The sequence below is a fragment of the candidate division TA06 bacterium genome, assembly GCA_016235665.1.
Taxonomy (GTDB): Bacteria; Edwardsbacteria; AC1; order AC1; family EtOH8; genus UBA5202.
The window spans coordinates 116,339-142,238 of the sequence record JACRJI010000011.1 but is presented as its reverse complement, the minus strand read 5'-3'; the positions used below and the strand labels follow the sequence as shown (position 1 = coordinate 142,238).

Sequence of the window (25,900 nt, the reverse complement as noted above, 5' to 3'; positions counted from 1 at the left end):
TTGCAAACATAATATTTAACCGGTAATCCTCCGTGTTTTCTGGCATTTCAGTGATTCCGTGGTTAGTCCCAATAGTGTATTATCCTATGAAAGCCCGGTGCAGGGCCAGTAGGGCTTTTTCCAGGTCCCGGCGCTGGATGAAGCAGCTGATCCGGGTGTGGCTGGTGGCCATGGCCTGGACGTGGATCTTCTTCCCGGCCATAGTTTTCAGCATTTTGGAGAGGATGGCCGTCTCGCCCCCCACCCCGCTGCCCACCAAAGACACCGCCCCGATGTCCCGGTTTACCTGGCATTTGGCAGTTCCGGTTGTTTTGATGCTTTTTTCTATCACGGCTTTGGCGCCGGCCAGGTCGGCTTCATCCAGGATGAAGAACAGGCTTAAAGATCCTTCCTGGGCCTGTCCGTGAAAGAAGGATTTGACCTGGATCCCGGCCTCGGCCATTTTGGTCAACAGCTGGGGCATGGCGCTGCTGCGGACGGACGGCAGTTTGACCGTGACCATGGCCAGGCTTTTATCGTGGACTATTGACTTTACTGTTACCCGTTCCATTTTGCTTCCTTTGCCTACTATTGTTCCCGGATGGTTGGAAAAACTGCTGCGGCAGTCTATGGACATCCCGTATTTTGAGGCCAGCTCCACCGCCCGCACGTGCAAAACCTGGGCACCAAAGGCGGCCATCTCCTCCATTTCATCGAACGAGATGCCCGGGAGTTTTACGGCCTTCTTAACGATCCGGGGGTCGGCGCTGTAAACCCCGTCCACGTCGCTGTATATCTGGCAGAACCTGGCTCCCAGCGTCACCGCCAGGGCCACCGCCGTGGTGTCCGAGCCGCCCCGGCCCAAAGTGGTGATCTCCCTGGCCAGGCTGACCCCCTGGAAACCGGCCACGATGGCTATCTTACCGGCCTTTAGGGCTTCCCTCAGCCGGTCGGCCTTGATCTCCAGGATCCGGGCCCGGTTGTGGCTGGAATCGGTGATGATCCCCACCTGGGAGCCGGTGAAGGAAATGGCCTGCCCGCCCAGGTCGTGGATGGCCATGGAAAGGAGCGACATGGAGATCCGCTCCCCGGCGGTCAGCAGCATGTCCAGCTCCCGGCGGGGCGGCTGGGCGGTGATCTGCCCGGCCAGGGTCAGCAGATCGTCGGTGGTGTCGGCCATGGCCGAGACGACGACAACAACCTGGTGCCCGCTTTTGGCGGTCTTGACGATCCGCCGGGCCACGTTCTTGATGCGCTGGGCATTGGCCACGGAACTGCCGCCGTACTTTTGAATAATTATCAACACAATAATTTATTTCAAAATATTAATTGCAAAATGCAAATATCAAAACTAAACTACCCTGCCGTGTTTTGCAGTTGTAACTGATTTGGCAATTATTTTAACCAGTTCGGTTGCTTCATTGAGTAAGTATTCTGTTTGTGAGTCGGGCAACAATTGGGACTTGCGGACAAGACGCAGCCAGTATAAAGATTCTTTCAATTCCTTCAGCACGATCTGCATTTTATGGATGAAATCATTCTTGCTTTCTGCCCCGCAGCATTCCTCATAATTCGCGCCAGCCGAGGTTGAAGACCTCATCAACTGCTTTGAGATATGAAACCCAGCTACTGTCTTTGCCAATAGCCCCATTAATTTGATTATTGCAGCGGCAAAATTCAACAAACGTTCTGACAAATCATCTTTTGGAAAACTCATCTTACAACCCACAATTTGCAATTTGCATTTTGCATTTAGAAGTGGTGTATTAAAGAACTTTTTCGATCCGTTCCACCGCCTCCGCCATCCGTTCCTTGGGTATGGTCAGCGCCGTGCGCACAAATCCCTCTCCGTTCTTCCCGAACCCCACCCCCGGGACCACCATTACCCCTGCTTTTTCCAGCAGAAGATCCGTGAACTGCAGGGAATCGTATTTCTTAGGCGTCTTCAGCCACAGGTAGAACGTGGCCTGGGGCAGTTGGAACTCCAGTCCCAGCTTTCTTAGCCCGGCGGCCAGTACGTCCCGCCGTTCCTGATAGACCCGGCAGTTATCCTTGATGCAGTCCTGCGAACCCTCCAGCGCTGCGATGGCGGCATACTGCACCGCCTGAAAAACACCGGAATCGGAGTTGGTCTTGATCTGCATCACGGCCTGCAGTATCTTCTGATTCCCCACCGCCATCCCCACCCTCCAGCCGGTCATGTTGTAGCTCTTGGAAAGGGAGTGGAACTCCAGCGCCACCTCCTCGGCCCCCGGGACCTGCAGGATGCTGGGCGGCACCAGTCCGTCGAAAACGATCTCGGAATAGATGCCGTCGTTCAGGATCATGATATTGTGTTTTAAAGCCCATTCCACCAGTCTCTGGTAGAATTTCAGGTCGGCCACGGCTGCGGTGGGATTATTGGGATAGCACAGGAATATGGCCTTGATGCCCTTGACCGGGAGTTTATCTATGTCCGGCAGGAACGAGTTCTCGGCCAGCAGCGGGAAGTACACCGGCTCGGCTCCGGCCAGCATGGTCTGGACGGCATAGACCGGATAGGCCGGATCGGGGCACAGAACCTTGTCGCCCGGCCCGAACAGGGCCCAGGCCGCATGGGCCAGGCCGTCCTTGGCACCCATCAGGCAGGCGATTTGGTCTTCGGGGGACAATTTGACGCCGAACCGGCTGCCGTACCACTTGGCTACGGCCTGGCGGAAAGACGGCAGGCCCTCGTAAGACGGATAGCGGTGGTTTTCGGGATTAGAGGCTTGATCCACCAGAGCCTTGATGATATGGGGAGGCGTAGGCAGATCGGGATCTCCCACCCCAAAATCTATGATATCAACACCTTTGGACTTGAGCTCCGATTTCTTCCGGTTCAAGCCGGCAAAAAGATAGGGCGGAATTTTGTCCAGCCGTTTGGCGAATTCAAAATTCATTTTCGTTTGACCTTGGCTAAAGCCTCTTTGGCAAGTTGATTCTGAGCGTTCGCACCCTGGCCGCTTTTAATAAATATTTCCAATGATGCTGCTGCTTCCCTGTTTTCTTCGCTCGTAAGGTTGTTTTTTCGGGATAATTTTGACCCTAAAAGGTAATGCGCCTTATAATTAAGACTGTCTATCTGGACGGATCGGCGCAGAGCCTGGATGGCTTCCTGTTCATACTTGCGTTCATTGGAGGCGTAGGCCAGATTGAAATAGGCATCCGAATTATGAGGATCCAGTTCCGTTACTTTCTTAAACGCCCAACGGGCCGAATCAGTCTCGGATCTCAACAAAAAGATATAACCCAAATTGAAATACAGCATGGAAGTGCCGGGATTGCGGTCCAAGCCAAGATATAGAACATCCTTGGCCTTGGGCAGGGAATCCATATTTATGTAAGCCATGCTCAAGCTGTAATAGGCATCCACATAGGACTGATCGTACTTGATAGCCTTGAAAAAATACTGGTTGGCTTGGTTATAGGTTCCGGGTTTAAAATTACATATTCCCAGATTGTAATAACCGGGAGCAAAATTGCGTTTGATCTTGATAGCTTTGTCGAATTCGGCCACCGCTTTGACCGTATCGCCTTGCTGGAAATAAGCCACTCCGTTGTTGAAGAACGGATCGGGATCCCCCTGCTGGCAGCCGAAAAATGAGAACCCCATAACTGTAAGAAGAACAATTGATGCAAGCTTCTTTTTCATTATTATTTTGCACTTTTCATTTTAATATTTGCATTCTTTAGTTAAAGTCCCAGCACATCCTGCATGTCGTACAGCCCCGGTTTGGCTTTAGCTACAAATTTGGCCGCCAACAATGCCCCCTCGGCGAAGACCCGGCGGCTGTGTGCCTTATGGGAAAGTTCCAGTATCTCGCCCGGTCCGGCAAAGATCACGCTGTGTTCGCCCACTATATCCCCGGACCTCAGCGAGACTATGCCGATCTCATCGTCCCCGCGGACCTGGTCAGAGTTCTGCCGCTGATAAACCGGCTTGCCTCCCTTGGCCCTTTGGATCTCCTCCAGAATCTTGACTGCGGTGCCGCTGGGTGCGTCCTTCTTGTTGCGGTGATGGGTCTCGGAGATGTCGGCGTCAAATGTTTTGGGCAGTTTCTTGGCCGCGGCGTAGGCCAGCTTGTAAAGCAGGTTCACCCCGATGGACATGTTGGAGGAAACCACCATCGGGATATCCTTGGCCATTTCGGCAAACATGTCCTTGTGTTTCTGGTCCAGACCGGTGGTGCCGATCACCATCGGCTTCTTCATCACCGCGGCCTTGGCTGCGTTGGCCGCAGTGGCCTCCGGGGTACTGAAGTCTACGACCACGTCGCCGGTTTGCAATACCAGCAGCAGGTCGTCCACCACCGCAGGTCCCTTTTCGCACAGGATCTTTCCGATCAAGGGATGCCCCCGGTTCTCCACCACGGCCGTGATGGCATAGTCCTTGGAGTCCCTGGCCGCCTCGCAGATGGCCTGGCCCATCCGGCCGGCGGCCCCGCAGATTATCAGATTTATCATTTTTTGCCTCTAATTTGGGTCACTTGTGGTCATGCAACATTGCTCTGCTTCCCATAGCAGCTTTTTACCGCACTGGCAGGTATGTTCATTTACCTGTTCTCTCAGCCATTCTTCGGCTCCGTGAATTCTGATGCGCTGAATGTTGACAAATGCCATCGCGTGGTGTTTAAGCCCGTCCGTGTAAAATTTCTCCAACGTAGAGCAGGGGAAATCGCCGCACTCGCCGCAATGCAAATGTTTTTTGCCGGCAGCACAGGCTTTGGTCGGGCAGTCGGAGACCAGTTCTTTTTCGTTCCGGCAGCCATGACATTTATATTCACCCGAATTTTCTTCGTAGTTTTTGCAGCCCCCGCAATAGAGCCCGCAGTAACTGAGCAGCTTGTGTTTTTGCATTATATTATATATTGATTGAACGTATACATTTCCGGGGTACACTGAATATTGTTGACTTGCCATTTAACTGGATAGAACGCTGTATTCTTATTCAACCCTGATGTCATACTTATTCAGCAGACCGGTCACCCCGTAAAGCGAAAATCTGGCCTTTTTGACATTGTTCTTTTCCGGATCGATGGAGTAATTCCTGGCTGTCGAAAAGTCGGCTTCTTTTAGCGTCGTTTTATTGAACACGGCATTGGTCAGGTCATCATTGGCAAATACGGCCTTGATTAGGTCGCTGCCGGTAAAATCCACGTTACGCAGGGAAGAGTTCATAAAATTGGTCTTGGCCATTTTCTTCCGGGCAAACGAGGAATAATCAAGGATGCATTTTTCAAATTTTACCGTAAAAAGAAAATCGGAGCAATCACAGAAATTAAGGCCCAGCAATTTGCAGTCTTTGAAAGTGACATCGTTCAATTGACAGTTGCCGATCTTGGCCAGGGCCAGGTTACAGTTGGTCAGTACGCAATCGGTGAACTTGCAGGTGATAAACACACCGTTGGAAAAGTCGCAATTTATAAAAGAACAGTTCTCGAATTCTCCGTCCCTGGACTCTTTGGAGGTAAGGTTTTTAAAGGTTTTTCTTTCATGAACGATCATTTGCCTTTACACCATTTAATAAATCCACCCATTTACCGGGCGAATCGTTATTCGCCCCAACAATACAATCACCATTTCCAACGTTTCAAACATCGTTTTGCAATCGTGCCTTGCTTCTCAAACAATTCAAACATTGCCTGGCATTTATCATTGCTTCTCAAACGTTCCCCGCGTTACCCCCGGTCCACCTCGTAATTCGGCGCTTCCTTGGTGATCACCACATCGTGTACATGGCTTTCTCTCAACCCCGCATTGGTGATCTTGACGAAAGTGGCCTTGAGCTGGAGCTCCTTGAGATTGGCCGCCCCGCAGTACCCCATGCCGCTGCGCAGGCCGCCCATCAGCTGATAGACCGCGTCGGCCAAAGAACCCTTGTAGGGCACCCGGCCCTCTATTCCCTCGGGCACGAATTTCTTGCCTTCGGTTCCCCCGCCCTCCTGGAAATAGCGGTCGGCGCTGCCTTTGCGCATGGCTCCCAAAGAGCCCATGCCCCGGTAGACCTTGTAACTGCGGCCGGATAGAAGGATGGTCTCGCCCGGACTTTCCTCCACCCCGGCGAACAGGTTGCCGATCATCACGCAGTCGGCCCCGGCCGCCAGCGCCTTGACCACGTCCCCGGAATATTTGATACCACCGTCGGCTATCACCGGAACCTTGGCCTTTTTGGCCACCGCCGCGCAGTCCATCACCGCCGTAAGCTGGGGCACGCCCACTCCGGCCACGATCCTGGTGGTACAGATGGAGCCCGGCCCGATGCCGACCTTGATGGCGTCCACCCCTAGCTTGATCAGGGCCCGGGCGGCCTCGGGGGTGGCCACGTTGCCGGCCACTATGTCGGTGCTCTTGAATTTATCTCTGACCTTCTTGACCGCATTCAGCACCCCCTGGGAATGGCCGTGGGCGGTGTCTATCACCAGGGCGTCGGCCCCGGCCGAGACCAGGCCCTCGGCCCGGTCTAGAAAATCTCCGGTGGTGCCGATGGCCGCCGCCGTCCTCAAGCGCCCCTGGCCGTCCTTGCAGGCGTTGGGAAAATTGTTGCGCTTCATCACGTCCTTTAAGGTGAACAGGCCCCGCAGCACCCCCTTCTTGTCCACGATCGGCAGTTTCTCCAGCTTGTGCTTGCGCAGCATCTGGCTGGCCTCGTCGATGGATGTGCCTAGCGGCGCGGTGATCAGCTTTTCGGAGGTCATGGTCTGGGCGATCCTTTGGTTGAGGTCGCTTTCGAAGATTATGTCCCGGTTGGTGATGATGCCCACCAGCTTCCCGTCCTTGTCGGAGATGGGTATGCCCGAGATGGAGTATTCCTTCATCAGCCGCACCGCGTCCATCAGCCGATGCTCCGGGGTCAAGGCGATAGGCTTGGAGATCATCCCGCTCTCGGAACGCTTGACCCGTTCCACTTCCTGGGCCTGCTCGTGGATGGGCAGGTTCTTGTGGATCACCCCCAGGCCGCCGTGGCGGGCCAGGGCAATGGCCATCTGGTGCTCGGTCACGGTGTCCATGGCCGATGAGGCCAGCGGGATGTTCAGCTTGATGTGCCGGGAGAACCTGGTGGACAGGTCGGTGCCGTTGGGCAGAACCTGTGAATGCTGGGGAACCAGCAGAACGTCGTCGTAGGTCAACCCCTCGCTTTTATACCATTTGGGCATAACATCTCCATCCTAAAATAAAAATATTAAATATGATTAATCTTCGTCAATTTCCAAATCCTAATTTCGAAACTCTGAACAAATTCAAATTAGTGAACTTCTTAAATCTTAAACTGTTTAGGGCATTAAGATTTGGTCCATTTGTATTTGTTTAGGATTTTAGAGCTTAGTGCTTAGATATTTATCCTGTGGTTTCCAGCCATTCCCCCTTGAACACCAGACTGACCGCCCCTTCCAGGAACACTTCGGTGATCCGGTCATCCTCTTTTTCGAAATGCACGGTAAGTATCTCGCCCCCGTAGGTCAGGCACTCCACCGGGGATTCGGCCCGGCCCTGCAGGCCGGAGATCACGGCGGCCGCGGTGGATCCGGTGCCGCAGGCCAGGGTCTCGTCCTCCACCCCGCGCTCGTAGGTCCGGATATTCAGGCGGTGCCTGTCTGTAAGCTCGATGAAATTGGCATTTGTGCCGGCTGGTTCGAACATCTGATGGTATCTGATCTTTTTCCCCGTCTCAGCCACCGGAAAATTCTGCAGATCCATCACCGGAATGACCACATGGGGCACCCCGGTATCAGCGAACGAGGCCGCATAGCCCTTGGGTCCCAGGTCCAGCATGAAATTAAGCCGGATATCGGACGGGTCCTTCATCGAAAGCTTGACCCGGCGGCCGGCAACCTCGGCCTTATGCAGGCCGTCCCCGGCCTCGAAGGTCATTGTCTCCCCTGCCGCCCCGATGGAATGGGCGAACCAGGCCAGGCACCTGCCACCGTTGCCGCAGAAACTGACCTCGCCACCGTCTGCGTTAAGGTAGCGCATCCGGAAATTGACCTTGTTCGAAGCTTCCAGCAGCAGTACCCCGTCCGCCCCCACCCCGTTGCGGCGGTGGCAGAGCTTCGGTACCAGCTGCGGGAGATCGTCCCCGACGATGTTCTTCCGGTTATCCAGCACTACGAAATCGTTGCCGGTCCCGGACATTTTATAGAAATTCATCTAACGCAAGATAGCAATTAATATATTGAGTATACACTATTCAGTAGCCGGTATAGTGTCTACTGGATAGAGGATACTGACTACCCAGCTTGACCTACTTGACCTTGAGCACATCCACCAGCTGGTCGAACTTGGCCAACAGCTCCAGCATTTGACCATCCTTCTTCTGCCGGTCATCCAGCTCGCTCTGGTAATACTCGGCGGCCTTTTTGAAGAACTTGATGCTGAAGACGGTCCAGACAAGGGCCACGGCCAAAACTATCAGCATCACAAATCCGTAGACCGACCAATAGATCCATCCGCATGGTCCCATCATATCGAACCTTCCTTTCCCTGTTATTATGCCACCCCAAGATTTTCAGGGTGGCACGATAACGCTGTTAAATTATTTCTTTTTGGATTTGCGGTTCTTGGCCCAGTATTTGTACAGTGTGACCATGATGGCCTTCTGGGCGTGGAGCCGGTTTTCGGCCTGGTCCAGCACCACCGAGTGCGGGCCGTCCAGCACGTCGTCGGTGATCTCGTCCCCGCGGTGGGCCGGCAGGCAGTGCAGGACGATCACGTCGCGCTTGGCTGCGTCCACCAGTGACTTGTTGACCTGGTAGGGGGCGAAGATCCTGGCCCGTAGCTCCTTTTCCGATTCCTGGCCCATCGAGGCCCAGACGTCGGTGTAGATGGCGTCAGCATTCTTGACCGCCTCCCGGGGATCGCGCACGATCTCCAAAGTGCATTTGTTCTTGGCGGCCATCTCCTGGGCCCGGCCCAGGATGGCTTTGTCTGGATCGTAGCCCTGGGGACAGCCCACCGCCATGTTCATGCCCAGCGCGCCGGCCGCCAGCAGCAGGGAATTGCAGACATTGTTGCCGTCGCCGATGTAGGCCAGTTTAAGGCCCTTGAATTTCTTTTTATGCTCCAGAATGGTCAGAAAGTCGGCGTAGGCCTGGCAAGGGTGCTCCAGGTCGGACAGCCCGTTGATCACCGGCACGGTGGAGTTCTCGGCCAGGTCGGTGACGCTCTTGTGGGCAAAGGTCCGGGCCATGATCAGGTCCACCCAGCGGCAGAGGTTGCGGGCGATGTCCGGAGTGGACTCGCGCTTGCCCAGCTGCATGTCAAGGTAGATGCCGTGGCCGCCCAGCTGGGTCATTCCGGTCTCAAAGGTGACCCGGGTGCGCAGGCTGGGTTTTTCGAATATCATGGCCAGGGTTTTATCGGCCAAAAGCTTGGGGGACCGCCCGTTTCGGGTCTGTTTTTTTATCTTGGCCGCCAGGTCAAACAACTGGTCCATCTCCTGTTTGCTGAAATCGGCTACTGAGATCAGGTCCTTTTTCATTCTTTTCTCCAGTTAATTGGTTTATGGTCTGGGATAAATTATTTTCGGGGGAACGGGTTCCGAGGATAAATGTTCCTATCCAAAAACAGCCCGCCTGACCGGTATGCCAGCGAGCTATTTTATTGATTTATAACATAATGATATAACTTAAGTTATAAGATGTACTGATTCGATATTTAATAGTCCTTAATTTTACTTGAAAATCTGTTATTAGTCAAGAGAAAAATGCCTTGTCCAGAAGCTTAAAGAGAGTGAATTTAACCTCTCCCTGCCTTACGGCATCCCTCCCCTCGAGGGGAGGGAAATGGGTGGGGCTAAAGGCACAAAAGCCGTTCCGCATTTTGCGGAACGGCTTTTGCAGTTCATTTTCTTTGGTGGATACCCATTACTGAAATATCAGCTCAGAGGTCGGGCATCGCCTTCTTGCTGGTGACCACTCCCCAGATCATTGCCACTGAGAGCAGGGCCACCACTGTCCAGCCCCAGATACCCAGCTGCTGGTACTTGACGATGATGGGAGCCGCGATCAGACTGACGATGTTGACCACCTTGATCATCGGATTAAGAGCCGGACCGGCCGTATCCTTAAGCGGGTCGCCCACGGTGTCGCCCACCACCCCGGCCTTGTGGCGCTCCGAGCCCTTGCCGGTGTTGGCCGCCAGGTCCCGCGGCTCGTCCTCGATGGATTTCTTGGCATTGTCCCAGGCCCCGCCGGCGTTGGACATGAACACCGCCAGCATCATGCCGGAAAGGATGACCCCGGCCAGAGACCCGCCCAGGGCTTCCACCTGCAGGATCATTCCCACCAAAAGCGGCATCACCACCGAGATGGTGGCCAGCGGGATCAGTTCCTTCTGGGCCGAAGCGGTGGAGATCCCCACTACCTTGGCGTAATCGGGCTTGACCGTGCCCTCCATGATGCCAGGGATCCGGAACTGGCGGCGCACCTCTTCCACGATCTGGGCGGCCGCCCGGCTGACCGCCCTGATGGACAGCGAGCTGAACAGCCAGGGCAGGGCCCCTCCCAGCAGGAATCCGATGAAGACCTTGGTCTTGGAGATGTCGATGCCGGACATGACCTCGGACAGGCCCAGCCGTTCCTGGACCAGCCCCACGTCGGTGATGAACGAGGCGAACAGGCTGACGGCCGCGATCACCGCCGAGGCGATGGCCACTCCCTTGGTGATGGCCTTGGTGGTGTTGCCCACCGCATCCAGGTCGGCCATCACCTGGCGGGCCTTCATGGTGTTCTCGTCGTGCATGTCGTGCCAGGCCATCTCCCCAATGCCGTTGGCGTTGTCGGAGATGGGCCCGAAGGAATCCATGGCCACGTTATTGCCGGTATGGGACAGCATCCCGATGCCGATCATGGCCACGCCGTAAAGCACGAAGATGGCCGGCTCGCCCTGGTAAAGCACCAGGGCAAAGATGAAGCTGATGGCGATGACCACCAGCGCCCAGACGCTGGATTCCATGCCCACCGAAAGCCCGGAGAGAATGGTGGTGGCCGGACCGGTCTTGGTGGATTTCACGATCTCCTTTACCGGGGCCTTGCGGGTGGAGGTAAAATACGAGGTCAGCGGATTGAATACCACGGCCAGGGCCACCCCGATGCTGGTCAGCATGGCCAGGCGCCAGTCTCCGGCGTAGGCGATGGCCACCCAGAAGGAGAAGGCCACGGTATTGACGCTGGAGACCTCGTAGGACATGAACATGGCCTCCTCGGCATCGTGGGCCCGCATGAACTTGATGGGGAATTTTTCCCAGATGGGAACGGTGAAGGTCCCCAGGATGGAGCTGATGACGCCGATGCCCCGGATGATCAGGGGATAGACGATCCACTTAAGGCTGTGGGTGGGATCCAGGGCCACCAGGGTCAGCCCCAGGATCAGGGCCGAGACTATGGTCACCTCGTAGCTCTCGAAGATGTCTGCCGCCATGCCAGCGCAGTCGCCCACGTTGTCGCCCACCAGGTCGGCTATCACCGCGGCGTTGCGGGGATCGTCCTCGGGAATGTCCTTTTCCACCTTGCCCACCAGATCGGCCCCCACGTCGGCGGCCTTGGTGTAGATCCCGCCGCCCACCCTCATGAACAGGGCCAGCAGGGTGCCGCCCAGGCCGAAGCCCAGCAGGGCGTCCGGAGCGGCGGTGCCGAAGACCACGAAGATCACGGTGCCGCCTAAAAGGCCCAGCCCGTCGGTCAGCATTCCGGTGACGGTGCCGGCGTAGTAGGAGATGGACAGCGCTTCATTGAAGCCCCTCTGGGCCGCGGCCGCCGAGCGGACGTTGGCCTGGATGGCCATCCGCATCCCCAGCTGGCCCACCAGCAGGGAGAATGTGGCGCCCATGATGAAGGCGATGGTCCGTCCGAAGGCCACTACGTTCCGGGCGTTTTCGGTTCCGAACTCTTTTATGGCCTCGCGGCTGGGCGGGACCACATAAACGCTGAGGAACAGCACCACCGCCAGCAGGGCTATGGCCGGCAGGATGGTCTTAAGCTGCTGTTTCAGATAGCCGTCGGCGCCGGTCCGGATGGCATTCCAGACCTCCTGCATCTTGGCGGTGCCCTTGTCCTTGGCCATTACATTCTGTCTTAACAGCCAGGCATAAACCAGACTGATCACGGCCGTGATCAAGACGCAGACTATCGAGATCTGCTCAAAGTTATTGAGCCCGTGTTTGGCCAGTCCTAGAAGGTTCATAGACTCTCCTCTGTTGGTTGATGGATGATCGATTAAACCTATGAAGCGTTAATTTACATATAAACAGTAAATTTTATCATACAAACCTTAAGCCTGTCAATGAAGAATGCGTTTTTTATTTAAATGGTTTTAGCAACATGCGGCAAAAGACCGCCATGACCGGCCGGACGGTGAAGCTGGCCTATTACGATTCGTTTTTAAAACTCATCCCCTCTTTCCCCTTCTCTTGGCTTCTTTATGGCCTGGCTTGGGGTAAGAGAAGGGGATGACAGGGGTTGAGTTCGGTGTTTAACAATTGACCGACCCAAAAGCCCTGACGATCTCCGTCAGGGCTTTCCTTTGTTTTATAAGTAATTGTGAGATGCTCTCGTGAATTACAACCTGTTCTCCAATGTCAGATCAGCACATTCCCCACCAGCTCCTCCTGGCTGCGGCAGGATATCACCGGCAACGCCGGCAGCGACCGGATGAAGGTCTTGCCGTACTCGGTGTTGATGATCCGGCTGTCGGCCACTATCACCAAACCCTTGTCGGTCTTGTTGCGGATCAGCCGCCCGAACCCCTGGCGGAAACGGATCACCGCCTCGGGCAGCAGGTACTGGTGGAACGAACTGTTGCCGTTCTGCTCTATCACCTGGCAGCGGGCCTCCACCAATGGGTCGCTGGGAACCGAGAACGGAAGTTTGGAGATCACCAGCAGTTCCAACGCCTGGCCCGGCAGGTCCACCCCCTCCCAAAAACTGTTGGTTCCGAAGATCACCGTCTCCCGGTTGCTCAAGGACTGTTCTATCAACTGAGAGGGGTGGCCGTCAATGCCCTGGGCCAGGATGTTGGCCCGGCCCGATTCCAGCAGGCTCTGATAACTGCGGTTCAATAGATCGAAGGAAGTGAACAGCACCAGCCCCCCGGTCTGGTGGCGGGCCAGCACCAGGTGCAAAAGGTCTATGAAGCTCTGGTTGAACTGCGGGGTCTTGGGCGAGGGCAGATACTGGGGCACCAGCAGGGCCGCCTGTTTTTTGAAATCGAAGGGCGAGGCCAAAAGCAGCTGCACCAGCATCTCCTGGTCCATGGACATCAGCCCCACCCGGCTTTTGAAGAAATCGAAGCTGCCCTCCACCGTCAGGGTGGCCGAGGTAAAGACGGCGGTCTTAAGCTCGGGGTACAATTGTTCATTGAGCACCGTGCCCACCTCCAGCGGCCCGGCCACCAGGCGCAGGCCGTTGTAGTTGCCGCCGGGCTCGGCCCAGAAGACGTAGCCCCGGTCGTCGGCCGAAAGCAGCCGGCCCAGGGTGTTGGCCAGGGTCCGGCATTCCAGGGCCCGCTTGCCCAGCTCCTCCAGGAACAGCTCCTTTTCCTGCTTTTCATCCGAGGGGAAGTTCCCCAGGGACTCCTTGAAATTATCCAGCCGGGAGGACAGGTCCAGCAGCATGTCCACCAGCCCCTGCCCTTCGCTCAGGATCTGCTGCTGGAAGGAATCGCCGGACAGGTAGCGCTTTTTCTCCTGCAGTTTTTTGACGTCCCCCAGGTTGAACTTGAAGGCCAAGAACTTTTCCCCGGCCTTACCGGTCTCCAGCGTCTGCCCGGCCAGGTCCAGCGCGGTGTGCTGCAGGGTCTGGGACAGGGCTCCGTCGGCTTTGGACTTCTGGATCCAGCGGGAGACCAGCATCAGCAGGCCGCTTTCGGAAGGCCGTTTGGAGTAAAGACCCTGCATCAGCCGGCTCAGGTCCCAACGGCTGAAGCCGTAGCCCAAGAGGTCGGTGGCAACCCGTTCTATGTTGTGGGCTTCGTCTATCACCAGGCGCTGGTATTCCGGCAGGATCCGGCTCTGGGACGACAGGTCAGAGAACAGCAGTGAATGGTTGACCACCACTATCTGCGATTCCTCGGCCCTTCTCCTGGCCATCCGCAGGAAGCATTTGTTGAACAGCGGGCAGTGGTTGTTCTGGCAGTTCAGCACGTCGGAACAGATCTTGCCCCACAGGCCGGGGGCCCGGGCCGGGTTGAACCCTCCGTGCTCGGCGATGTCCCCGGTCTTGGTCTTTTGCGACCAGGGCAGAAGTATCAGGGCCTCCTCCCGCTCCTCGGGGTTCAGGAAAAGTTCGGGATGAAAGCTGACCTCCTGCCACCGCCGCAGGCAGAGATAGTTGCTGCGGCCTTTGAGCAGGGCGGCCTCAAAGTGCCCGATGGCCTTTCGCAGCAGCGGGATGTCCTTGTAAAAAAGCTGTTCCTGAAGGTTCTTGGTGTGGGTGGAGATGATCACTCTTTGGCTGGTCTTGCGGGACCAGATCACCGCAGGGATCAGGTAAGCCAGACTTTTGCCGGTGCCGGTGCCGGCCTCGGCCAGCAGCAGGTGCTCGTCCTCCAGGGCGTCCATCACCGCGCCTGCCATCTTCTCCTGCTCCGGGCGCTCTTCGTAATTGTCATTAAGGATCCCTGCTAATTTCCCATCCCTGCCCCACACCTGTTTGAGGTCGTTGGAGATCTTTTCGTTCCTGGGCTCCGGCTCTTCCTCATATCCGGCCCTGGGTTCGGCAATCACCGGCGGGCCTTCCCGGGACTCCGCCCGGGCCTTGGCTATCAACTCCCGGTGGCCCGGCAGGGCCAGGTGCGACATCTTTTCCAACAGCGAAAGCTCCAGCCCCGGCAGCATCTGGTGCAGTTTGACGAAGAGGTGGCCGGTGGCCAAAGCGTCGTCGTAGGCTCGGTGGGAATGCCCGGTCTCTATCCGGAAATATTTGCAGAGGTTGTCCTTGCTGTGGCTCTTATTCTGGGGCAACAGACAGCGGGAAAGGGTCAAAGTGTCCCAGGCGGTGTTGTTGACCTCGGCCCCGTTCCGCAGGAACGACAGGTCGAACCGGCTGTTGTGGAATACCAGGGCCGAGTCGCCGATGAACTCCAGGAATTTGGGCAGGGTCTCGGACAGCACCGGCGCGCTATCCACCTCGTCCTGGGTGATCCCGGTCAGGCGCTTGATGAACGGCGACAGGTCGCGCTGGGGGTTGACCAGGGCCTTGAAGGTCTCGCCCGGCAGGCCGTCCCGGAACCTGACGGCCCCGATCTCGATGATCTCGTCCCGCTCCCGGTTCAGGCCGGTGGTCTCCAGGTCAACAGCTATAAAGGCGAGGGGCTGCGCTTCCTCCCTCGCCTCGGTTTGTTCGGTAATATGTTCTTTTTTCTTCTTCGGCATTTAGTTATTATACAATTTTAATCCCAACAGTTTCAAAGTTATTTCTATTTTTTAGCAACATACCTAAGAAATATACAATGATTGCTAACGAGCCTATGATAATACCTATCATTGACATTACTTTTACTTGTTTACGTTGCAACTCCCTTTTCTTTTCTTTGATGATAGCATTAAATCCTAGAGCTACACCGAAAACCGGCAATATAAGCGGTATAGGCAGGATAAAACCCAAAACACCGAAACATAATGACAATATTGCTGAAATCATAACACTATTCTCCTATGCCGCAAGTTCACTTCTTCTCCACCTCGTTCATCTTCTTCATGGAACAATAATCCCCGCACATGGTGCAGGCCCCGCTCTCCCGCTTGGGGGCTGACTCGTAGACCTGCCGGGCGTGGGGCGGGTTGATGGACAGCTCGATCTGCTTGTCCCAGTCCAGCGCCTTGCGGGCCTGGGACATCTTCAGGTCCCATTCCCTGGCCCCCGGCACGCCCTTGGCGATGTCGGCGGCGTGGGCCGCTATGCGCAGGACTATCACCCCTTCGCGGACGTCGTCTATGTCCGGAAGTTTCAGGTGCTCGCTTGGGGTCACATAGCAAAGGAAGTCCGCGCCGAAGTAGGCCGCCCAGGCCCCGCCGATGGCCGCGGTGATGTGGTCGTAGCCCGGAGCGATGTCGGTGACCAGCGGGCCCAGCACATAGAACGGCGCGCCCTTGCACAGTTCCTTTTGTATTTTGACATTGGTCTCAATCTGGTCTATCGGCACGTGGCCCGGCCCTTCCACCATGGCCTGGACCCCGGCGGCCCGGGCCCGGTCCACCAGTTCACCCAGGGTAATGAGCTCCTGTATCTGGGCCCGGTCGGTGGCGTCGGCCAGACAGCCAGGCCTAAAACCGTCGCCCAGGCTTAGGGTGACGTTATGCTCCTTGCAGATATCTAAAAGACGGTCGTAATACTGGTAAAGCGGGTTCTCGGCCTGGTTATAGGACATCCATTCTATGGTAAAGGCCCCGCCCCGGCTGACCACGCTGGCCACCCGGCCCTCCTGCTTAAGGCGCTTGACTGATTCCGATGTGATGCCGCAGTGCACGGTCTGAAAGTCCACACCGTCCTTGGCCTGGCGCTCGATCACCGAGAATATCTCGTCCACGGTCATCTCCACCAGGGATTTCTTCTTCTGTACCGCCTCGATGGCCGCCTGGTAGATGGGCACTGTCCCCAGCGGGACCGGGCACTGGTTGAGGATCTCCCGGCGCACCGCGTCGATGTCGCCGCCGGTGGAAAGGTCCATGATGGCGTCGGCCCCGGCCCCCACCGCGGCCTTCAGCTTCTCCAGTTCAATGGACAGCTCGGCCGTGTCCTGCGAGGTCCCGATGTTGGCGTTGACCTTGGTCCGCAATCCCTTTCCCACCGCGCAGGGCTTCAACAGCCGGCGGTTCTTGTTCATGGGGATCACTATGGTGCCCTGCTCCAGACCCTCTTTGATGCTTTCCCAGGGGACCTTCTCGTCCTCGGCGATCTTCTTGATGATGCTCTCGTGGATGTTCAATGTAGCTCCCTTGTTAGTACTTCAGAATTACTCAACTACAATTTCATACCATGGGCAGACAGGATTAACATGAAATGACTATTTTACTTTCTCAGGAAAAGTAAAAAAATATGGCGGGTTTGGTAAAAACACAGAAATTGGCTCAATTATGTTCTTTTTCTTTTTTGTGCCGCCAAAATGAAAAAGAACCAAAAAGAAAAAAGCTCGTCGCAAAGAACCATCCGGGCCACGCTTACGCCAAGGCTTCAGCGGACCCGCGTTGCGCTTCTCGTAGCCGGCGGGCTTGTCTGAACTCGGGCTTTGGCCCAGCCCTCAAACACGCCAGACAAGCTTTTAACCGCCGTCAACTGCGATGCTCACTGACGGTTCTTAACGCGACAACCGGGGTTGGCACCGGGCGGTCAACCAGTTCCCTGAGCTGATTGGATAAGCGTTTAACATGATTGCTATTCTTTTTACTGAATACAAACCCCAGAATCATGAAAATCATGTAAATCCTGTCTAACCCCCGGAAATGACTATCCAATGTTCAACTAAGCAAATAGCGAGTTTCTTTTGGTGAAACTCGCCATGTTCCTTGCTTTTCTATGATGTTCGGAGAACCGTTCCTTAGGCTTTGGCTGCGGCCTTGGGCTTGGCTTCGGCTTTGGGTTTCGGTTCGGCCTTGGCGGCGGCTTTGGGCTTGGCCTCGGCGCCTTCCTTCTTGGCATAACGCTTGCGGAACTGTTCCACCCGGCCGGCGGCATCCAGCAGCTTCTCTTTTCCGGTGTAGAAAGGATGACAGCTGGAGCAGATTTCCACGTGGATGTCCTTGGAGGTGGAGCGGGTCTTGATGACATTGCCGCAGCTGCAGGTGATGGTGGTGGCCTCGTACTTGGGATGTATGCCCTTTTTCATGTTTGCTCCTTGGGTTGGTATATTATTTTGTTTTATTCTCTCGTCTGCGAATACTGACTACTGATTACTGGATACTGAATACTTCAGTGCGAAAGCTATTTGGTGGTATCGGAAACGGCGGTGGTATCCGGCATCGGCTTACGTTTCTGCGTGCCCCGGATCCCGGCCACGGCGGTGGGCGTCTGCTCTGTCAGGGCCTCCTTCTTGCCTTCTATCTTCTTCAGGTTTTTTAAAACCTTGCTTTCCTGTTTTGCTTCCGGGGCCGCGGCGGCCTTCTGCAGCAAAGTGGTCACTTCGTCGGTCTGGGGTCCCAGCAGTTTTACCAATTTACCCTGGGCATCCTTGAGTTCAAGCTCTGATTTATCAGCTATCGCCAGGCAGTCGCCGGTGAATAGGGAATCGCCCGGAACGGCTTTGTTCCACGTACCGCTCAGCAATTTCTGGACGTCGCCCTTGGCAAAACTGACCGAAGCCACGAACACCGAAGCTGGTTTTGCCGGAGCCGGGGCCGCCGCCGGTTTGGGCTGTTCCTTTTTGGCGCAACCAACGATCAATGCCGCCAGAGCGGCAAAAAGCAATGTTTTTTTCATCTCGGTCTCCTGAATACAATTAGGGCTATAAGGATACTACATTTTGGAGCTAAAGTCAATCAATATCTGGGTCTTACGGCCCCGCCCGCCTTTCAGGCTCTTCAGCATCCCGGCCAGGGTCTCTTTGATCATCTTCCGGACGAAGGGGTTCATGGGCAATGGTTTGCCGTCGATCAGAACCTGAAGCGCCCTGTCCTGCCGGACCGGCAGGATGAAGGTCTGCTCCAGCCAGCGGGCGATCTGGTGCGGTTTTGAGGGGCTGAAATGCCGGATCGTGCCTTCCTGCGGTGTCTTTTTGCCGATGGTGGCGATGATGCCCTTAAGATTGACGGATGAAAGTTCATCCGAAAAAAGCGCTTTGGGAAAAGACTCCTTCTTGTAGCCTTCGACAATCAGCAGGTCAAGTTCCCGGCCCAGGGCGCCGACGATTATTTTCGGTGTGAGTTTCCTGGCATCCTCGAACCTCACCAGCAGTTTGTCGTCGGTGATTGACGAGATGCCTGCCCCGGCCAGCCGGAAGCGGTCGGTGTCGGTCCCGCGCCTGTCGGCCTTGATGGCGCCGTGGGTGTGCTTGAGCACCCCTACCCGGTAGCCCTTGCGGCTGAGGATGCGGACGATCTGCTCGATCAGGGTGGTCTTGCCGGAGTTGGAATGTCCGACGAAGGAGATTATTGGCTGCATGGCTTCACCAGTTACTGAGTTTACAGTTTAAAGTTTTCATGTTGAAAAATCAGCGCAAATCGATTCAAATCAGCGTTCATCTGCGTCCCGTTCATCCGAACATTTCAATGTGCACGGTGTCCCCCGGCTTCACTCCCTCGCACTCCTCCGGCAGGATCATCAGCCCGTCGGCCTGGACCATGGAGGTCAGAATGCCCGAACCCTGCGGCCCGGTGAGAACCGCGTGATACGCCCCATCCTGCCATTTCACTTTTGCCCGCAGAAATTGGGTCTTGCCGGCGGGTTTCTTTACGGCCTGGTCGCAGACCGCTGTTATCGGCGCTTTGAAAATGTTTTGACTACCCTGCATCTTCAGCAGCAGCAAACGGACATACTGGTCACAGACCACCATCGAGGACACCGGGTTGCCCGGAAGCCCCACCACCGGCTTGCCGTTGATATGCCCATAGGCCAGCGGTTTTCCCGGTTTCTGTTTCACCTGCCAGAAATTCATCTGCCCCAACTCGGACAAAGCCTGTTTCATCAGGTCGTAGTCGCCCACCGAGACCCCGCCCGAAGTGATGACCACATCGCATTCCCGGGTCGCCTGGTTCAGAGTTTCTTTTATCTTTGCCAGGTCGTCGGCGATGATGCCGTAATCCCTGACCAAGGCCCCTGCCTCTTTCACCTGCCCGCCGATGCTGAAACGGTTGGCGTCGTATATCTGCCCCGGCTTAAGCGGCTGGCCCGGCGCGGCCACCTCGTTACCGCTGGAGATGATCCCCGCCACCGGCTGTTTGGAGACCAGGACTTCGGTCAAGCCCAAGGAAGCTATCAGCCCCGCCTCCTGCGGCCGCAATCTTGTTCCCTTGGTTATCAGCAATTGCCCTGCCGTAACATCCTCTCCTTGCCGGCGAATATTGGCTCCCTGTATGACCGCTTGAAGTATTTTGCATTTTGCATTTTGCATTTTGCCTTCCGTTAGTTCCACAGGAATCACGGCGTCCGCCCCCTCCGGTATCTGCGCCCCGGTCATGATGCGGATAGCCTGCCCCGGTTTCAAGGATTTGGTTGCCACCTGCCCGGCCGGAACGTCCTCGATCACCTGCAGGGTCACAGGACTTTGCTCCGAGGCCCCGGCAACATCGGAGGCGATGACGGCAAAGCCGTCCATGGCCGAATTGTCCCTGGGCGGGATGTCGAACGAGGCTGTGACGTCCTGGGCCAGCACCCGGCCCAAGAGGTCCGCCAGACGGCATTTTTCTGGGGGCAATGGTTTTATGCCCTCCAGCATTTTGCTGCGCGCTTCGTGAAATGAGATCATGGTTTTATCCTGTTTGGATTATTGCCATCCGTATGCCAGTTACGGGGGTTATTGGTGATGTATTCGCGTATTTTGTTCAAAGACACTTCATTACGTATGACATGTTCGTAATAATTACGCTGCCAGACCTTTTGCCCCTGGGTGTTTCGTTGTTCATTGATCTTCCTGGCCGAAAACGTTTTAAATGCCCGGACGATTTCCGTCAACCCATGACATTTGGTTTTATCACCGTCCGTACCCGTAGGGGATGGTTTCAAACCATCCCCTACGATAATATTCCCCGTGATGACAATTATTCCATGCACATGATTCGGCATAATTACAAACGCATCCAATTCAATCCCGGTATAATGTTTTACCAGATCATGCCAACATTGTTCAACGATCAGGCCCCATTTGTTCAATTTCATCTGTTTTTCGGCAATATCACCAAAAACAAATAACCTGTCTTGGGCACATATGGTTATAAAATATGAACCTTCACGGGAATAATCATATTTGGGAAGACGAATGTTACGGTGGTGTAATTTGGTCATTTTGATATTTTCCTAACATCCAGCGCCTGTGATCCATTATCAATTAACTAGTCTCCGTTCTCCTCCCTCCACACCCTGACACTGCTGGCCTTGAACACCGCATACATCTTGCTGCCCTTCTGCAAACCCATCTCGTCCCACGAGGCCTTGGTAATGGCCACGTCCAACGGGAGACCAATATCTAAAGTAACTTTGTACAACCCGCCCTCGGAAACGGCCTCGATAACAACTCCCTCCAGCACATTGCGGGCGCTGCTGACCAGCTTCTGGCTGGACAATATTATCTCCGTAGGATTAAGACTGGCCATGACCTGGCCTTCCAGTTCGGTTACCACTTCAAACTCTGTCACTCCAACCTTGAACAATTTCCTATTTCCCATTTTTCCAATTTCCCCGGCAAACAGGTTGTCCCGGCCCAAGAACTTTCCCCAAAAGGCCTGATCGCCCTTGTGCAGAACGTCCTGGGCAGTGCCGGAGATGGAGATCACTCCGTCGTTAAGGAACCAGACCCAGTTAGCGATCCGTTCCACCTGCCAAAGATTGTGGGTGGCTAAAACTACTTTCTTGCCCCGGGAGGCCAGTTCCAGGATCGTTTTCTCGATCAGTTTGGCGCTCAAGGGATCCAGGTTGGCGGTGGGCTCGTCCAGGAACACCACCTCCGGGTCCAGCGCCAGCACCCGGCCCAGCGCCACCCGCTGGATCTCCCCGGCCGACAGGGTTTTGGCCTCGCGTTTCCCGAAACCCCGCAATGACAGGGCCTCCAGCACCTGGTCAGTCCTTCTTCTCCGCTCGGATTGGGACACGCCCCTCACCCGCAGGCCGTACTCCAGATTGTAGCGCACCGTGCCGGACAGCATCACCGCCGGATTGTGGATCAGGCCCATCTTTTTCCTGATGCCCGGTGAATGCACCACCGCATCATATCCCTCGCTGCCCCGGGTCTTGTATTTAAGGGTCCCGCCGCCGCTTTTCTCCAGCAGGGCAAGCAGACGCATCAAAGTGGTCTTGCCCGAGCCGTTGGGGCCCACCAGAGCATAGATGCCTGAACCGTCGATTTCCAGCGAGACGTCCTTGAGCACAGCCTTGCCTTCAAAGCTTTTGGAAAGGTTGTGGGCCACTATCTTCATCGTCCGGCCCTCCCCTGCACAGCCTGAAGGATGATGTTGATGCCGATGGCCACTATCAAAAGCACCAGTCCCAAAGCGATCCCCAGCTCAAAGTTGCCCTTGATGGTCTCCAGCGCGATGGCGGTGGTCATCACCCGGGTCTCGCCCTTGATGTTGCCGCCCACCATCATGGTCATGCCGGTCTCGCCCAGCACCCGGGAGAAACCGGTGATGAAGGCCGCGGCCAGGGCAAAGCGGACCTCACGCATAATTCCCAGGATCAGGTGCCACCGGCCGGCCCCCAGGGTTATCATGGTCTCCTTCACCCGGTGCCCCAAAGACTGCAGGGCCGAGATGCTCAGTCCCGTCATCAGCGGGATGATCAGCAGGGTCTGGGCGATGATGATGGCCGATGGAGTATACAGCAGGTGCCAGAACCCCAGTGGTCCCGAGCGGGATAACAGCAGATAGCAGACCAGCCCTATCACCACCGCGGGGATGGCGATGAAACTGTTGACCGTTCCGATGACGATCCTCTTGCCCCTGAATTCGTTCTGGGTAATGGCCAGGGACAGCGGGACGGCCAAAACTACGGCGATCAGCGAAGAGGCAAATGAGACCTGCAGGGACAAAAACACGATCTGCCAGATCTCGGGGTCGAATTTAAGCAGCAGGCCCAGGGCCTGCTGCATGCTTTGGATCAGATTGAACATGGGTATTATGATAACAAAATATTGATCGAAAGACAATAGGAGCGCCTTGGAAATGCGCTCCTATTGTTGGGAATAGATGCAATCCTCAGTTTAAAATTTAACCTGCAGCTGGGCCGAAAGAATGTTGTTCTTGTACGGCCGGTAGACCAGGTCTTCCTGCTTTATGTCATAATTCAACGAGACCTTGGTGTTGGGATTCAGGAAATAGTCCGCTCCCAGCGTCCAGACCGTGGTCCGGGCCTCTGTCCTCTTCCACACCGTGTCCAGCTCGGTGGTGCTGATCCTGACTGTGTCCGGCTTCCAGGAATAGTATTCGCGGTACAGGTCGCCCCTGACGCTAACCCTCAGTTTCTGCATGGGAACATAGCCCACGGTGATGTAGGCCCCGCGCATCAGTTTATCCGTCACGTTGCTCAGCTTGGTGTAGGTCTTGGTGGCGATGGTCCTGGTGTAGTAATAGGTTGTATCGTGCCAGGTCCCGGTGGTGTCCATATAGCCGCCGGGGATGGTGTCTCGCACGGTCTTGGTGGTATTGCGGTAGAGCGAATCCGACAGCACTTTGTCATCGCTCCCGATCATAAACTCGCCCCGGGCGAACAGCTTGCCCCGCTCGTAGTTCACGTCCAGGCCGGCGTGGCGGTTGTAATAGCTCTTCCCGGCGGTGTTCTGGGTGCCGTATTCCACCGAGCCGCCTACGGTCATGCCCGCCAACGGCGCATAGACGATGCGGGAAACGACCGTCTTTGACGGATTGGCGTCCTTTTCGTTGTAGGGGGAGCCGTTGCCCAATGAAAGGAAATAATTCAGGTCGTTCCAGACGCCGAAGCCCATCACGCCAACCTCCCGGTTGCTGGCGTTGAACTTCCCGGTAAGCTGGGCGGCGCTGACGAAATCCATGCTGGTGGCCGCAGTCAGCTGCTCGAACCCGAATGGCCTTTTATACTGGCCTATTCTGAAGGAATACAATTTGGATGGCTTCCAGTCGGCGTAGGCGTCGAAAAGCCAGGCGGCATAGACAGTACTGGTACCGGCCTTGGTAGCCTTGTTGGCCGAAAGGCAGATCCGGTAGGCCAGGTTGCTCCAGGCGTCTCCGCTGACGGTGATGGCCGCGTCCTTGGCCTCGAAGCCCGCAGGATAGGTGACCAGGGTGTCGTGATACAGGGTGTCCATGTAGGTAAGCTTGAGCCAGCCGTTGACCTTGAAAGTGGGGTAATCCTGCTTGGCGTCGGTCTTGACGTCAAAGGCGAAGGCTGATCCGGCTAAGGCAATGACCATGGCCAGTAAAAATATTCTTTTCATCGTCTCTCTCTTTAAAATTTATTTTTATTTGTTCTTGGCGTCGGGAATGTACAGGGGCTCGCCGAACTTGTCCACGCCCGAGACCCGGATCATCTCCTGCACTTCGGGCGAGAGCATGAATTTAACGAACTTTACCGCCAGATCGTAGTTTAGGTGGGGATATTTGGCCGGCGACCCGGTGATGATCCGGATGTAGTTGAGCATCAGCTGGTCGCGCTGGCAGACGATCTTGAGGTTCGGGTAATCCTTGCTGTAGGTCAGCCAGGTGGCCCGGTCGGCCAGGGTGTAAGCCCCGTCCTTGTTGGCCTTGGTTAAGACCTTGACCGTGCCCAACCCGGTCTCGGAATACCACTCGCTGTCTATGGGATCTATCCCGGCGGACTGCCACAGGGTCATCTCCTTCTGGTGGGTGCCGGACATGTCGGAACGGGAATAGAATTTGGCCTTGGCATCCCGCACTTTGGTCAAAGCAGTTTTGACATCGGGCAGCGAGCTGTCGATACCGGCCGGATTGTCCAGCGGCCCAACCAGCACGAAGTCGTTGTACATCAGGTCCCAGGCCTGGGTGCCAAAACCAGCCAGCAGCACCGCGTCCTCGGCCTTGCGGTCGTGGACGATGGCCACGTCGGCCGCCCCGGACTGCAACAGGCCAAGGGCCTTGCCGGTGGGCAGGGAATACAGCAGTATCTTGCAGTCATACTGCTGTTCGAACTTTGGCAGCAGATCGGTATACAGCCCGGTATCGTAGGGGCTCATGGTGGAAGCCACTATCAGGGTCTGCCCGGCCAGGGCCAAAGAACACAGGCTTATTGAGACAATAAGTGTTAACAAGAGTTTCTTCATTTATTTCTTCTCCGCCGCCGGGTAGAACAGGGGCTGGCCGTACTTTTCCACACCGTACTCGGCGATCAGCTTCTGGCCGCGCTCCGAGGTCAGGAAGTCAGAGAACTTCTTGGCCAGGGAATAGTTGACGAACGGATACTTGGCCGGGGCCACCAGCATGATGTGGTAGGGGTTGAACAATTCCTTGTCCCCCTCGTTCAGGATCGGCAGGTCATACTCCTTCTGATGGGCCAGGTAGGTGCCGCGGTCGGTCAGGCTGTAGGCCCGCTTTTCGTTGGCGATACGCAGGATGGCCTCCATTCCGGCGCCGGCCTCCAGGTACCAGGTGCCCTTGGGCTTGACGCCGGCCGTTTCCCACAGCCGCTGTTCTTTCTTGTGGGTGCCGGACTGGTCGGCCCGGGAGACGAAGGTCGCCTGCGAAGCCTCTATCTTCTTCAGCGCTTCGGTGGCGGAGGCCAGGCCCTTGATGCCGGCCGGATCCTCGGCCGGGCCCACAATGACAAAATCATTGTACATCAGGTATTTCCGTTCCACGAAAAAGCCTTCCTTGACCACCACTTCTTCTGCCACCGGGTCGTGGACCATCACGACGTCGGCGTTGCCGTCCTTGCCGTAGCGGATGGAGGCCCCGGTGCCCACCGCTATCACCTGCACCTTGCAGCCGTTCTCCTTTTCAAAGATGGGAACCAGGAAATCGAGCAGTCCCGAATCCATGGTGCTGGTGGTGGTAGCCAGGACCAGCTTGGGCTTGTCCTTGGCCAGGGCCGCCGGAGCCAGCAGGGAAAGCACCAGAAGCAGGGAAAGCGCCAGGGTGGTGAACCTCTTCATTGTTTCTCCTAAAAGTGTTTATGATAGGTTAATAGTTTTAAATATCTGTTTGACCTGCTCAGGAAAGTTGTATTGTGTGGAAACATATTTTCTTTAACTCATCCCCTCTGTCCCCTTCTCTTGGATAAATTTGGACTATCTTTGGAGTAAGAGAAGGGGAATCAAAGCATGCACTGAGACATGCAAG

General features: G+C 55.8%; 25 protein-coding genes. All 25 read right to left on the bottom strand.

Features of this window, described 5'->3' with window-relative positions:
• Positions 1-79: 79 nt before the first annotated feature.
• A complete protein-coding gene (locus tag HZA73_06485; protein MBI5805678.1) occupies positions 80-1,285 on the bottom strand; it encodes an aspartate kinase in 1,206 nt (401 codons plus the stop codon).
• A gap of 45 nt (positions 1,286-1,330) precedes the next feature.
• The gene (locus HZA73_06480; protein ID MBI5805677.1) at positions 1,331-1,696 is read right to left on the bottom strand and encodes a four helix bundle protein; all 366 of its coding nucleotides are present in this window, start codon (positions 1,694-1,696) and stop codon (positions 1,331-1,333) included.
• 49 nt (positions 1,697-1,745) lie between these two features.
• Positions 1,746-2,900: an LL-diaminopimelate aminotransferase gene (locus HZA73_06475; protein ID MBI5805676.1), complete on the bottom strand. Its 1,155-nt coding sequence runs from the start codon at positions 2,898-2,900 to the stop codon at positions 1,746-1,748.
• The gene (locus HZA73_06470) at positions 2,897-3,652 is read right to left on the bottom strand and encodes a tetratricopeptide repeat protein (GenBank protein MBI5805675.1); all 756 of its coding nucleotides are present in this window, start codon (positions 3,650-3,652) and stop codon (positions 2,897-2,899) included. The genes HZA73_06475 and HZA73_06470 overlap by 4 nt, the downstream gene beginning before the upstream one ends.
• A gap of 41 nt (positions 3,653-3,693) precedes the next feature.
• On the bottom strand, positions 3,694-4,464 hold the full coding sequence (locus HZA73_06465) for a 4-hydroxy-tetrahydrodipicolinate reductase (protein MBI5805674.1): 771 nt from the start codon (positions 4,462-4,464) through the stop codon (positions 3,694-3,696).
• A 9-nt stretch (positions 4,465-4,473) separates the two neighbouring features.
• Positions 4,474-4,857, bottom strand: coding sequence for a DUF3795 domain-containing protein (locus tag HZA73_06460; GenBank protein ID MBI5805673.1), 384 nt, complete (start codon positions 4,855-4,857; stop codon positions 4,474-4,476).
• Between the two features lie 87 nt (positions 4,858-4,944).
• Positions 4,945-5,505, bottom strand: a complete 561-nt coding sequence (locus tag HZA73_06455; GenBank protein MBI5805672.1) for a pentapeptide repeat-containing protein — start codon at positions 5,503-5,505, stop codon at positions 4,945-4,947.
• Positions 5,506-5,678: 173 nt separating this feature from the next.
• Complete coding sequence (guaB, locus tag HZA73_06450; GenBank protein ID MBI5805671.1) at positions 5,679-7,154, bottom strand: IMP dehydrogenase; 1,476 nt, start codon at positions 7,152-7,154, stop codon at positions 5,679-5,681.
• A 181-nt stretch (positions 7,155-7,335) separates the two neighbouring features.
• Entirely contained in the window at positions 7,336-8,145 is an 810-nt protein-coding gene (locus HZA73_06445) for a diaminopimelate epimerase (GenBank protein MBI5805670.1), read from the bottom strand.
• 94 nt (positions 8,146-8,239) lie between these two features.
• On the bottom strand, positions 8,240-8,461 hold the full coding sequence (locus HZA73_06440; protein ID MBI5805669.1) for a hypothetical protein: 222 nt from the start codon (positions 8,459-8,461) through the stop codon (positions 8,240-8,242).
• A 69-nt stretch (positions 8,462-8,530) separates the two neighbouring features.
• Positions 8,531-9,475: an ornithine carbamoyltransferase gene (argF, locus tag HZA73_06435; GenBank protein ID MBI5805668.1), complete on the bottom strand. Its 945-nt coding sequence runs from the start codon at positions 9,473-9,475 to the stop codon at positions 8,531-8,533.
• 401 nt (positions 9,476-9,876) lie between these two features.
• The gene (locus HZA73_06430) at positions 9,877-12,177 is read right to left on the bottom strand and encodes a sodium-translocating pyrophosphatase (protein ID MBI5805667.1); all 2,301 of its coding nucleotides are present in this window, start codon (positions 12,175-12,177) and stop codon (positions 9,877-9,879) included.
• A 394-nt stretch (positions 12,178-12,571) separates the two neighbouring features.
• Positions 12,572-15,364 carry a DEAD/DEAH box helicase gene (locus HZA73_06425; protein MBI5805666.1) on the bottom strand — a complete coding sequence of 931 codons (2,793 nt, stop codon included), beginning with the start codon at positions 15,362-15,364 and terminating at the stop codon, positions 12,572-12,574.
• A gap of 7 nt (positions 15,365-15,371) precedes the next feature.
• On the bottom strand, positions 15,372-15,632 hold the full coding sequence (locus HZA73_06420; protein ID MBI5805665.1) for a DUF4190 domain-containing protein: 261 nt from the start codon (positions 15,630-15,632) through the stop codon (positions 15,372-15,374).
• Between the two features lie 25 nt (positions 15,633-15,657).
• Entirely contained in the window at positions 15,658-16,917 is a 1,260-nt protein-coding gene (thiC, locus tag HZA73_06415; GenBank protein MBI5805664.1) for a phosphomethylpyrimidine synthase ThiC, read from the bottom strand.
• Between the two features lie 609 nt (positions 16,918-17,526).
• Positions 17,527-17,814, bottom strand: a complete 288-nt coding sequence (gene rpmE / locus HZA73_06410; GenBank protein MBI5805663.1) for a 50S ribosomal protein L31 — start codon at positions 17,812-17,814, stop codon at positions 17,527-17,529.
• A gap of 95 nt (positions 17,815-17,909) precedes the next feature.
• Entirely contained in the window at positions 17,910-18,404 is a 495-nt protein-coding gene (locus tag HZA73_06405) for a hypothetical protein (GenBank protein ID MBI5805662.1), read from the bottom strand.
• A 36-nt stretch (positions 18,405-18,440) separates the two neighbouring features.
• Positions 18,441-19,085: a molybdopterin-guanine dinucleotide biosynthesis protein B gene (gene mobB / locus HZA73_06400; protein ID MBI5805661.1), complete on the bottom strand. Its 645-nt coding sequence runs from the start codon at positions 19,083-19,085 to the stop codon at positions 18,441-18,443.
• A 91-nt stretch (positions 19,086-19,176) separates the two neighbouring features.
• On the bottom strand, positions 19,177-20,388 hold the full coding sequence (locus HZA73_06395; protein ID MBI5805660.1) for a molybdopterin molybdotransferase MoeA: 1,212 nt from the start codon (positions 20,386-20,388) through the stop codon (positions 19,177-19,179).
• A complete protein-coding gene (locus HZA73_06390; protein MBI5805659.1) occupies positions 20,385-20,924 on the bottom strand; it encodes a transposase in 540 nt (179 codons plus the stop codon). Before HZA73_06390 ends, HZA73_06395 begins: the two co-directional genes overlap by 4 nt.
• 47 nt (positions 20,925-20,971) lie before the next feature.
• Positions 20,972-22,051: an ATP-binding cassette domain-containing protein gene (locus HZA73_06385; GenBank protein ID MBI5805658.1), complete on the bottom strand. Its 1,080-nt coding sequence runs from the start codon at positions 22,049-22,051 to the stop codon at positions 20,972-20,974.
• The gene (locus HZA73_06380) at positions 22,048-22,743 is read right to left on the bottom strand and encodes an ABC transporter permease (protein MBI5805657.1); all 696 of its coding nucleotides are present in this window, start codon (positions 22,741-22,743) and stop codon (positions 22,048-22,050) included. Before HZA73_06380 ends, HZA73_06385 begins: the two co-directional genes overlap by 4 nt.
• Before the next feature lie 90 nt (positions 22,744-22,833).
• Entirely contained in the window at positions 22,834-24,042 is a 1,209-nt protein-coding gene (locus HZA73_06375) for a hypothetical protein (GenBank protein ID MBI5805656.1), read from the bottom strand.
• A gap of 24 nt (positions 24,043-24,066) precedes the next feature.
• A complete protein-coding gene (locus HZA73_06370) occupies positions 24,067-24,885 on the bottom strand; it encodes a substrate-binding domain-containing protein (GenBank protein MBI5805655.1) in 819 nt (272 codons plus the stop codon).
• On the bottom strand, positions 24,886-25,713 hold the full coding sequence (locus tag HZA73_06365) for a substrate-binding domain-containing protein (GenBank protein MBI5805654.1): 828 nt from the start codon (positions 25,711-25,713) through the stop codon (positions 24,886-24,888).
• Positions 25,714-25,900: the final 187 nt, after the last annotated feature.

What these genes read in the sequence shown, in the direction of transcription:
- HZA73_06480 (MBI5805677.1), bottom strand. Translation starts at nt 1,696, where the DNA reads ATGAGTTTTCCAAAAGATGATTTGTCAGAACGTTTGTTGAATTTTGCC.
- HZA73_06475 (MBI5805676.1), bottom strand. Translation starts at nt 2,900, where the DNA reads ATGAATTTTGAATTCGCCAAACGGCTGGACAAAATTCCGCCCTATCTT.
- HZA73_06470 (MBI5805675.1), bottom strand. Translation starts at nt 3,652, where the DNA reads ATGAAAAAGAAGCTTGCATCAATTGTTCTTCTTACAGTTATGGGGTTC.
- HZA73_06465 (MBI5805674.1), bottom strand. Translation starts at nt 4,464, where the DNA reads ATGATAAATCTGATAATCTGCGGGGCCGCCGGCCGGATGGGCCAGGCC.
- HZA73_06460 (MBI5805673.1), bottom strand. Translation starts at nt 4,857, where the DNA reads ATGCAAAAACACAAGCTGCTCAGTTACTGCGGGCTCTATTGCGGGGGC.
- HZA73_06455 (MBI5805672.1), bottom strand. Translation starts at nt 5,505, where the DNA reads ATGATCGTTCATGAAAGAAAAACCTTTAAAAACCTTACCTCCAAAGAG.
- guaB (MBI5805671.1), bottom strand. Translation starts at nt 7,154, where the DNA reads ATGCCCAAATGGTATAAAAGCGAGGGGTTGACCTACGACGACGTTCTG.
- HZA73_06445 (MBI5805670.1), bottom strand. Translation starts at nt 8,145, where the DNA reads ATGAATTTCTATAAAATGTCCGGGACCGGCAACGATTTCGTAGTGCTG.
- HZA73_06440 (MBI5805669.1), bottom strand. Translation starts at nt 8,461, where the DNA reads ATGATGGGACCATGCGGATGGATCTATTGGTCGGTCTACGGATTTGTG.
- argF (MBI5805668.1), bottom strand. Translation starts at nt 9,475, where the DNA reads ATGAAAAAGGACCTGATCTCAGTAGCCGATTTCAGCAAACAGGAGATG.
- HZA73_06430 (MBI5805667.1), bottom strand. Translation starts at nt 12,177, where the DNA reads ATGAACCTTCTAGGACTGGCCAAACACGGGCTCAATAACTTTGAGCAG.
- HZA73_06425 (MBI5805666.1), bottom strand. Translation starts at nt 15,364, where the DNA reads ATGCCGAAGAAGAAAAAAGAACATATTACCGAACAAACCGAGGCGAGG.
- HZA73_06420 (MBI5805665.1), bottom strand. Translation starts at nt 15,632, where the DNA reads ATGATTTCAGCAATATTGTCATTATGTTTCGGTGTTTTGGGTTTTATC.
- rpmE (MBI5805663.1), bottom strand. Translation starts at nt 17,814, where the DNA reads ATGAAAAAGGGCATACATCCCAAGTACGAGGCCACCACCATCACCTGC.
- HZA73_06405 (MBI5805662.1), bottom strand. Translation starts at nt 18,404, where the DNA reads ATGAAAAAAACATTGCTTTTTGCCGCTCTGGCGGCATTGATCGTTGGT.
- mobB (MBI5805661.1), bottom strand. Translation starts at nt 19,085, where the DNA reads ATGCAGCCAATAATCTCCTTCGTCGGACATTCCAACTCCGGCAAGACC.
- HZA73_06395 (MBI5805660.1), bottom strand. Translation starts at nt 20,388, where the DNA reads ATGATCTCATTTCACGAAGCGCGCAGCAAAATGCTGGAGGGCATAAAA.
- HZA73_06390 (MBI5805659.1), bottom strand. Translation starts at nt 20,924, where the DNA reads ATGACCAAATTACACCACCGTAACATTCGTCTTCCCAAATATGATTAT.
- HZA73_06385 (MBI5805658.1), bottom strand. Translation starts at nt 22,051, where the DNA reads ATGAAGATAGTGGCCCACAACCTTTCCAAAAGCTTTGAAGGCAAGGCT.
- HZA73_06380 (MBI5805657.1), bottom strand. Translation starts at nt 22,743, where the DNA reads ATGTTCAATCTGATCCAAAGCATGCAGCAGGCCCTGGGCCTGCTGCTT.
- HZA73_06375 (MBI5805656.1), bottom strand. Translation starts at nt 24,042, where the DNA reads ATGAAAAGAATATTTTTACTGGCCATGGTCATTGCCTTAGCCGGATCA.
- HZA73_06370 (MBI5805655.1), bottom strand. Translation starts at nt 24,885, where the DNA reads ATGAAGAAACTCTTGTTAACACTTATTGTCTCAATAAGCCTGTGTTCT.
- HZA73_06365 (MBI5805654.1), bottom strand. Translation starts at nt 25,713, where the DNA reads ATGAAGAGGTTCACCACCCTGGCGCTTTCCCTGCTTCTGGTGCTTTCC.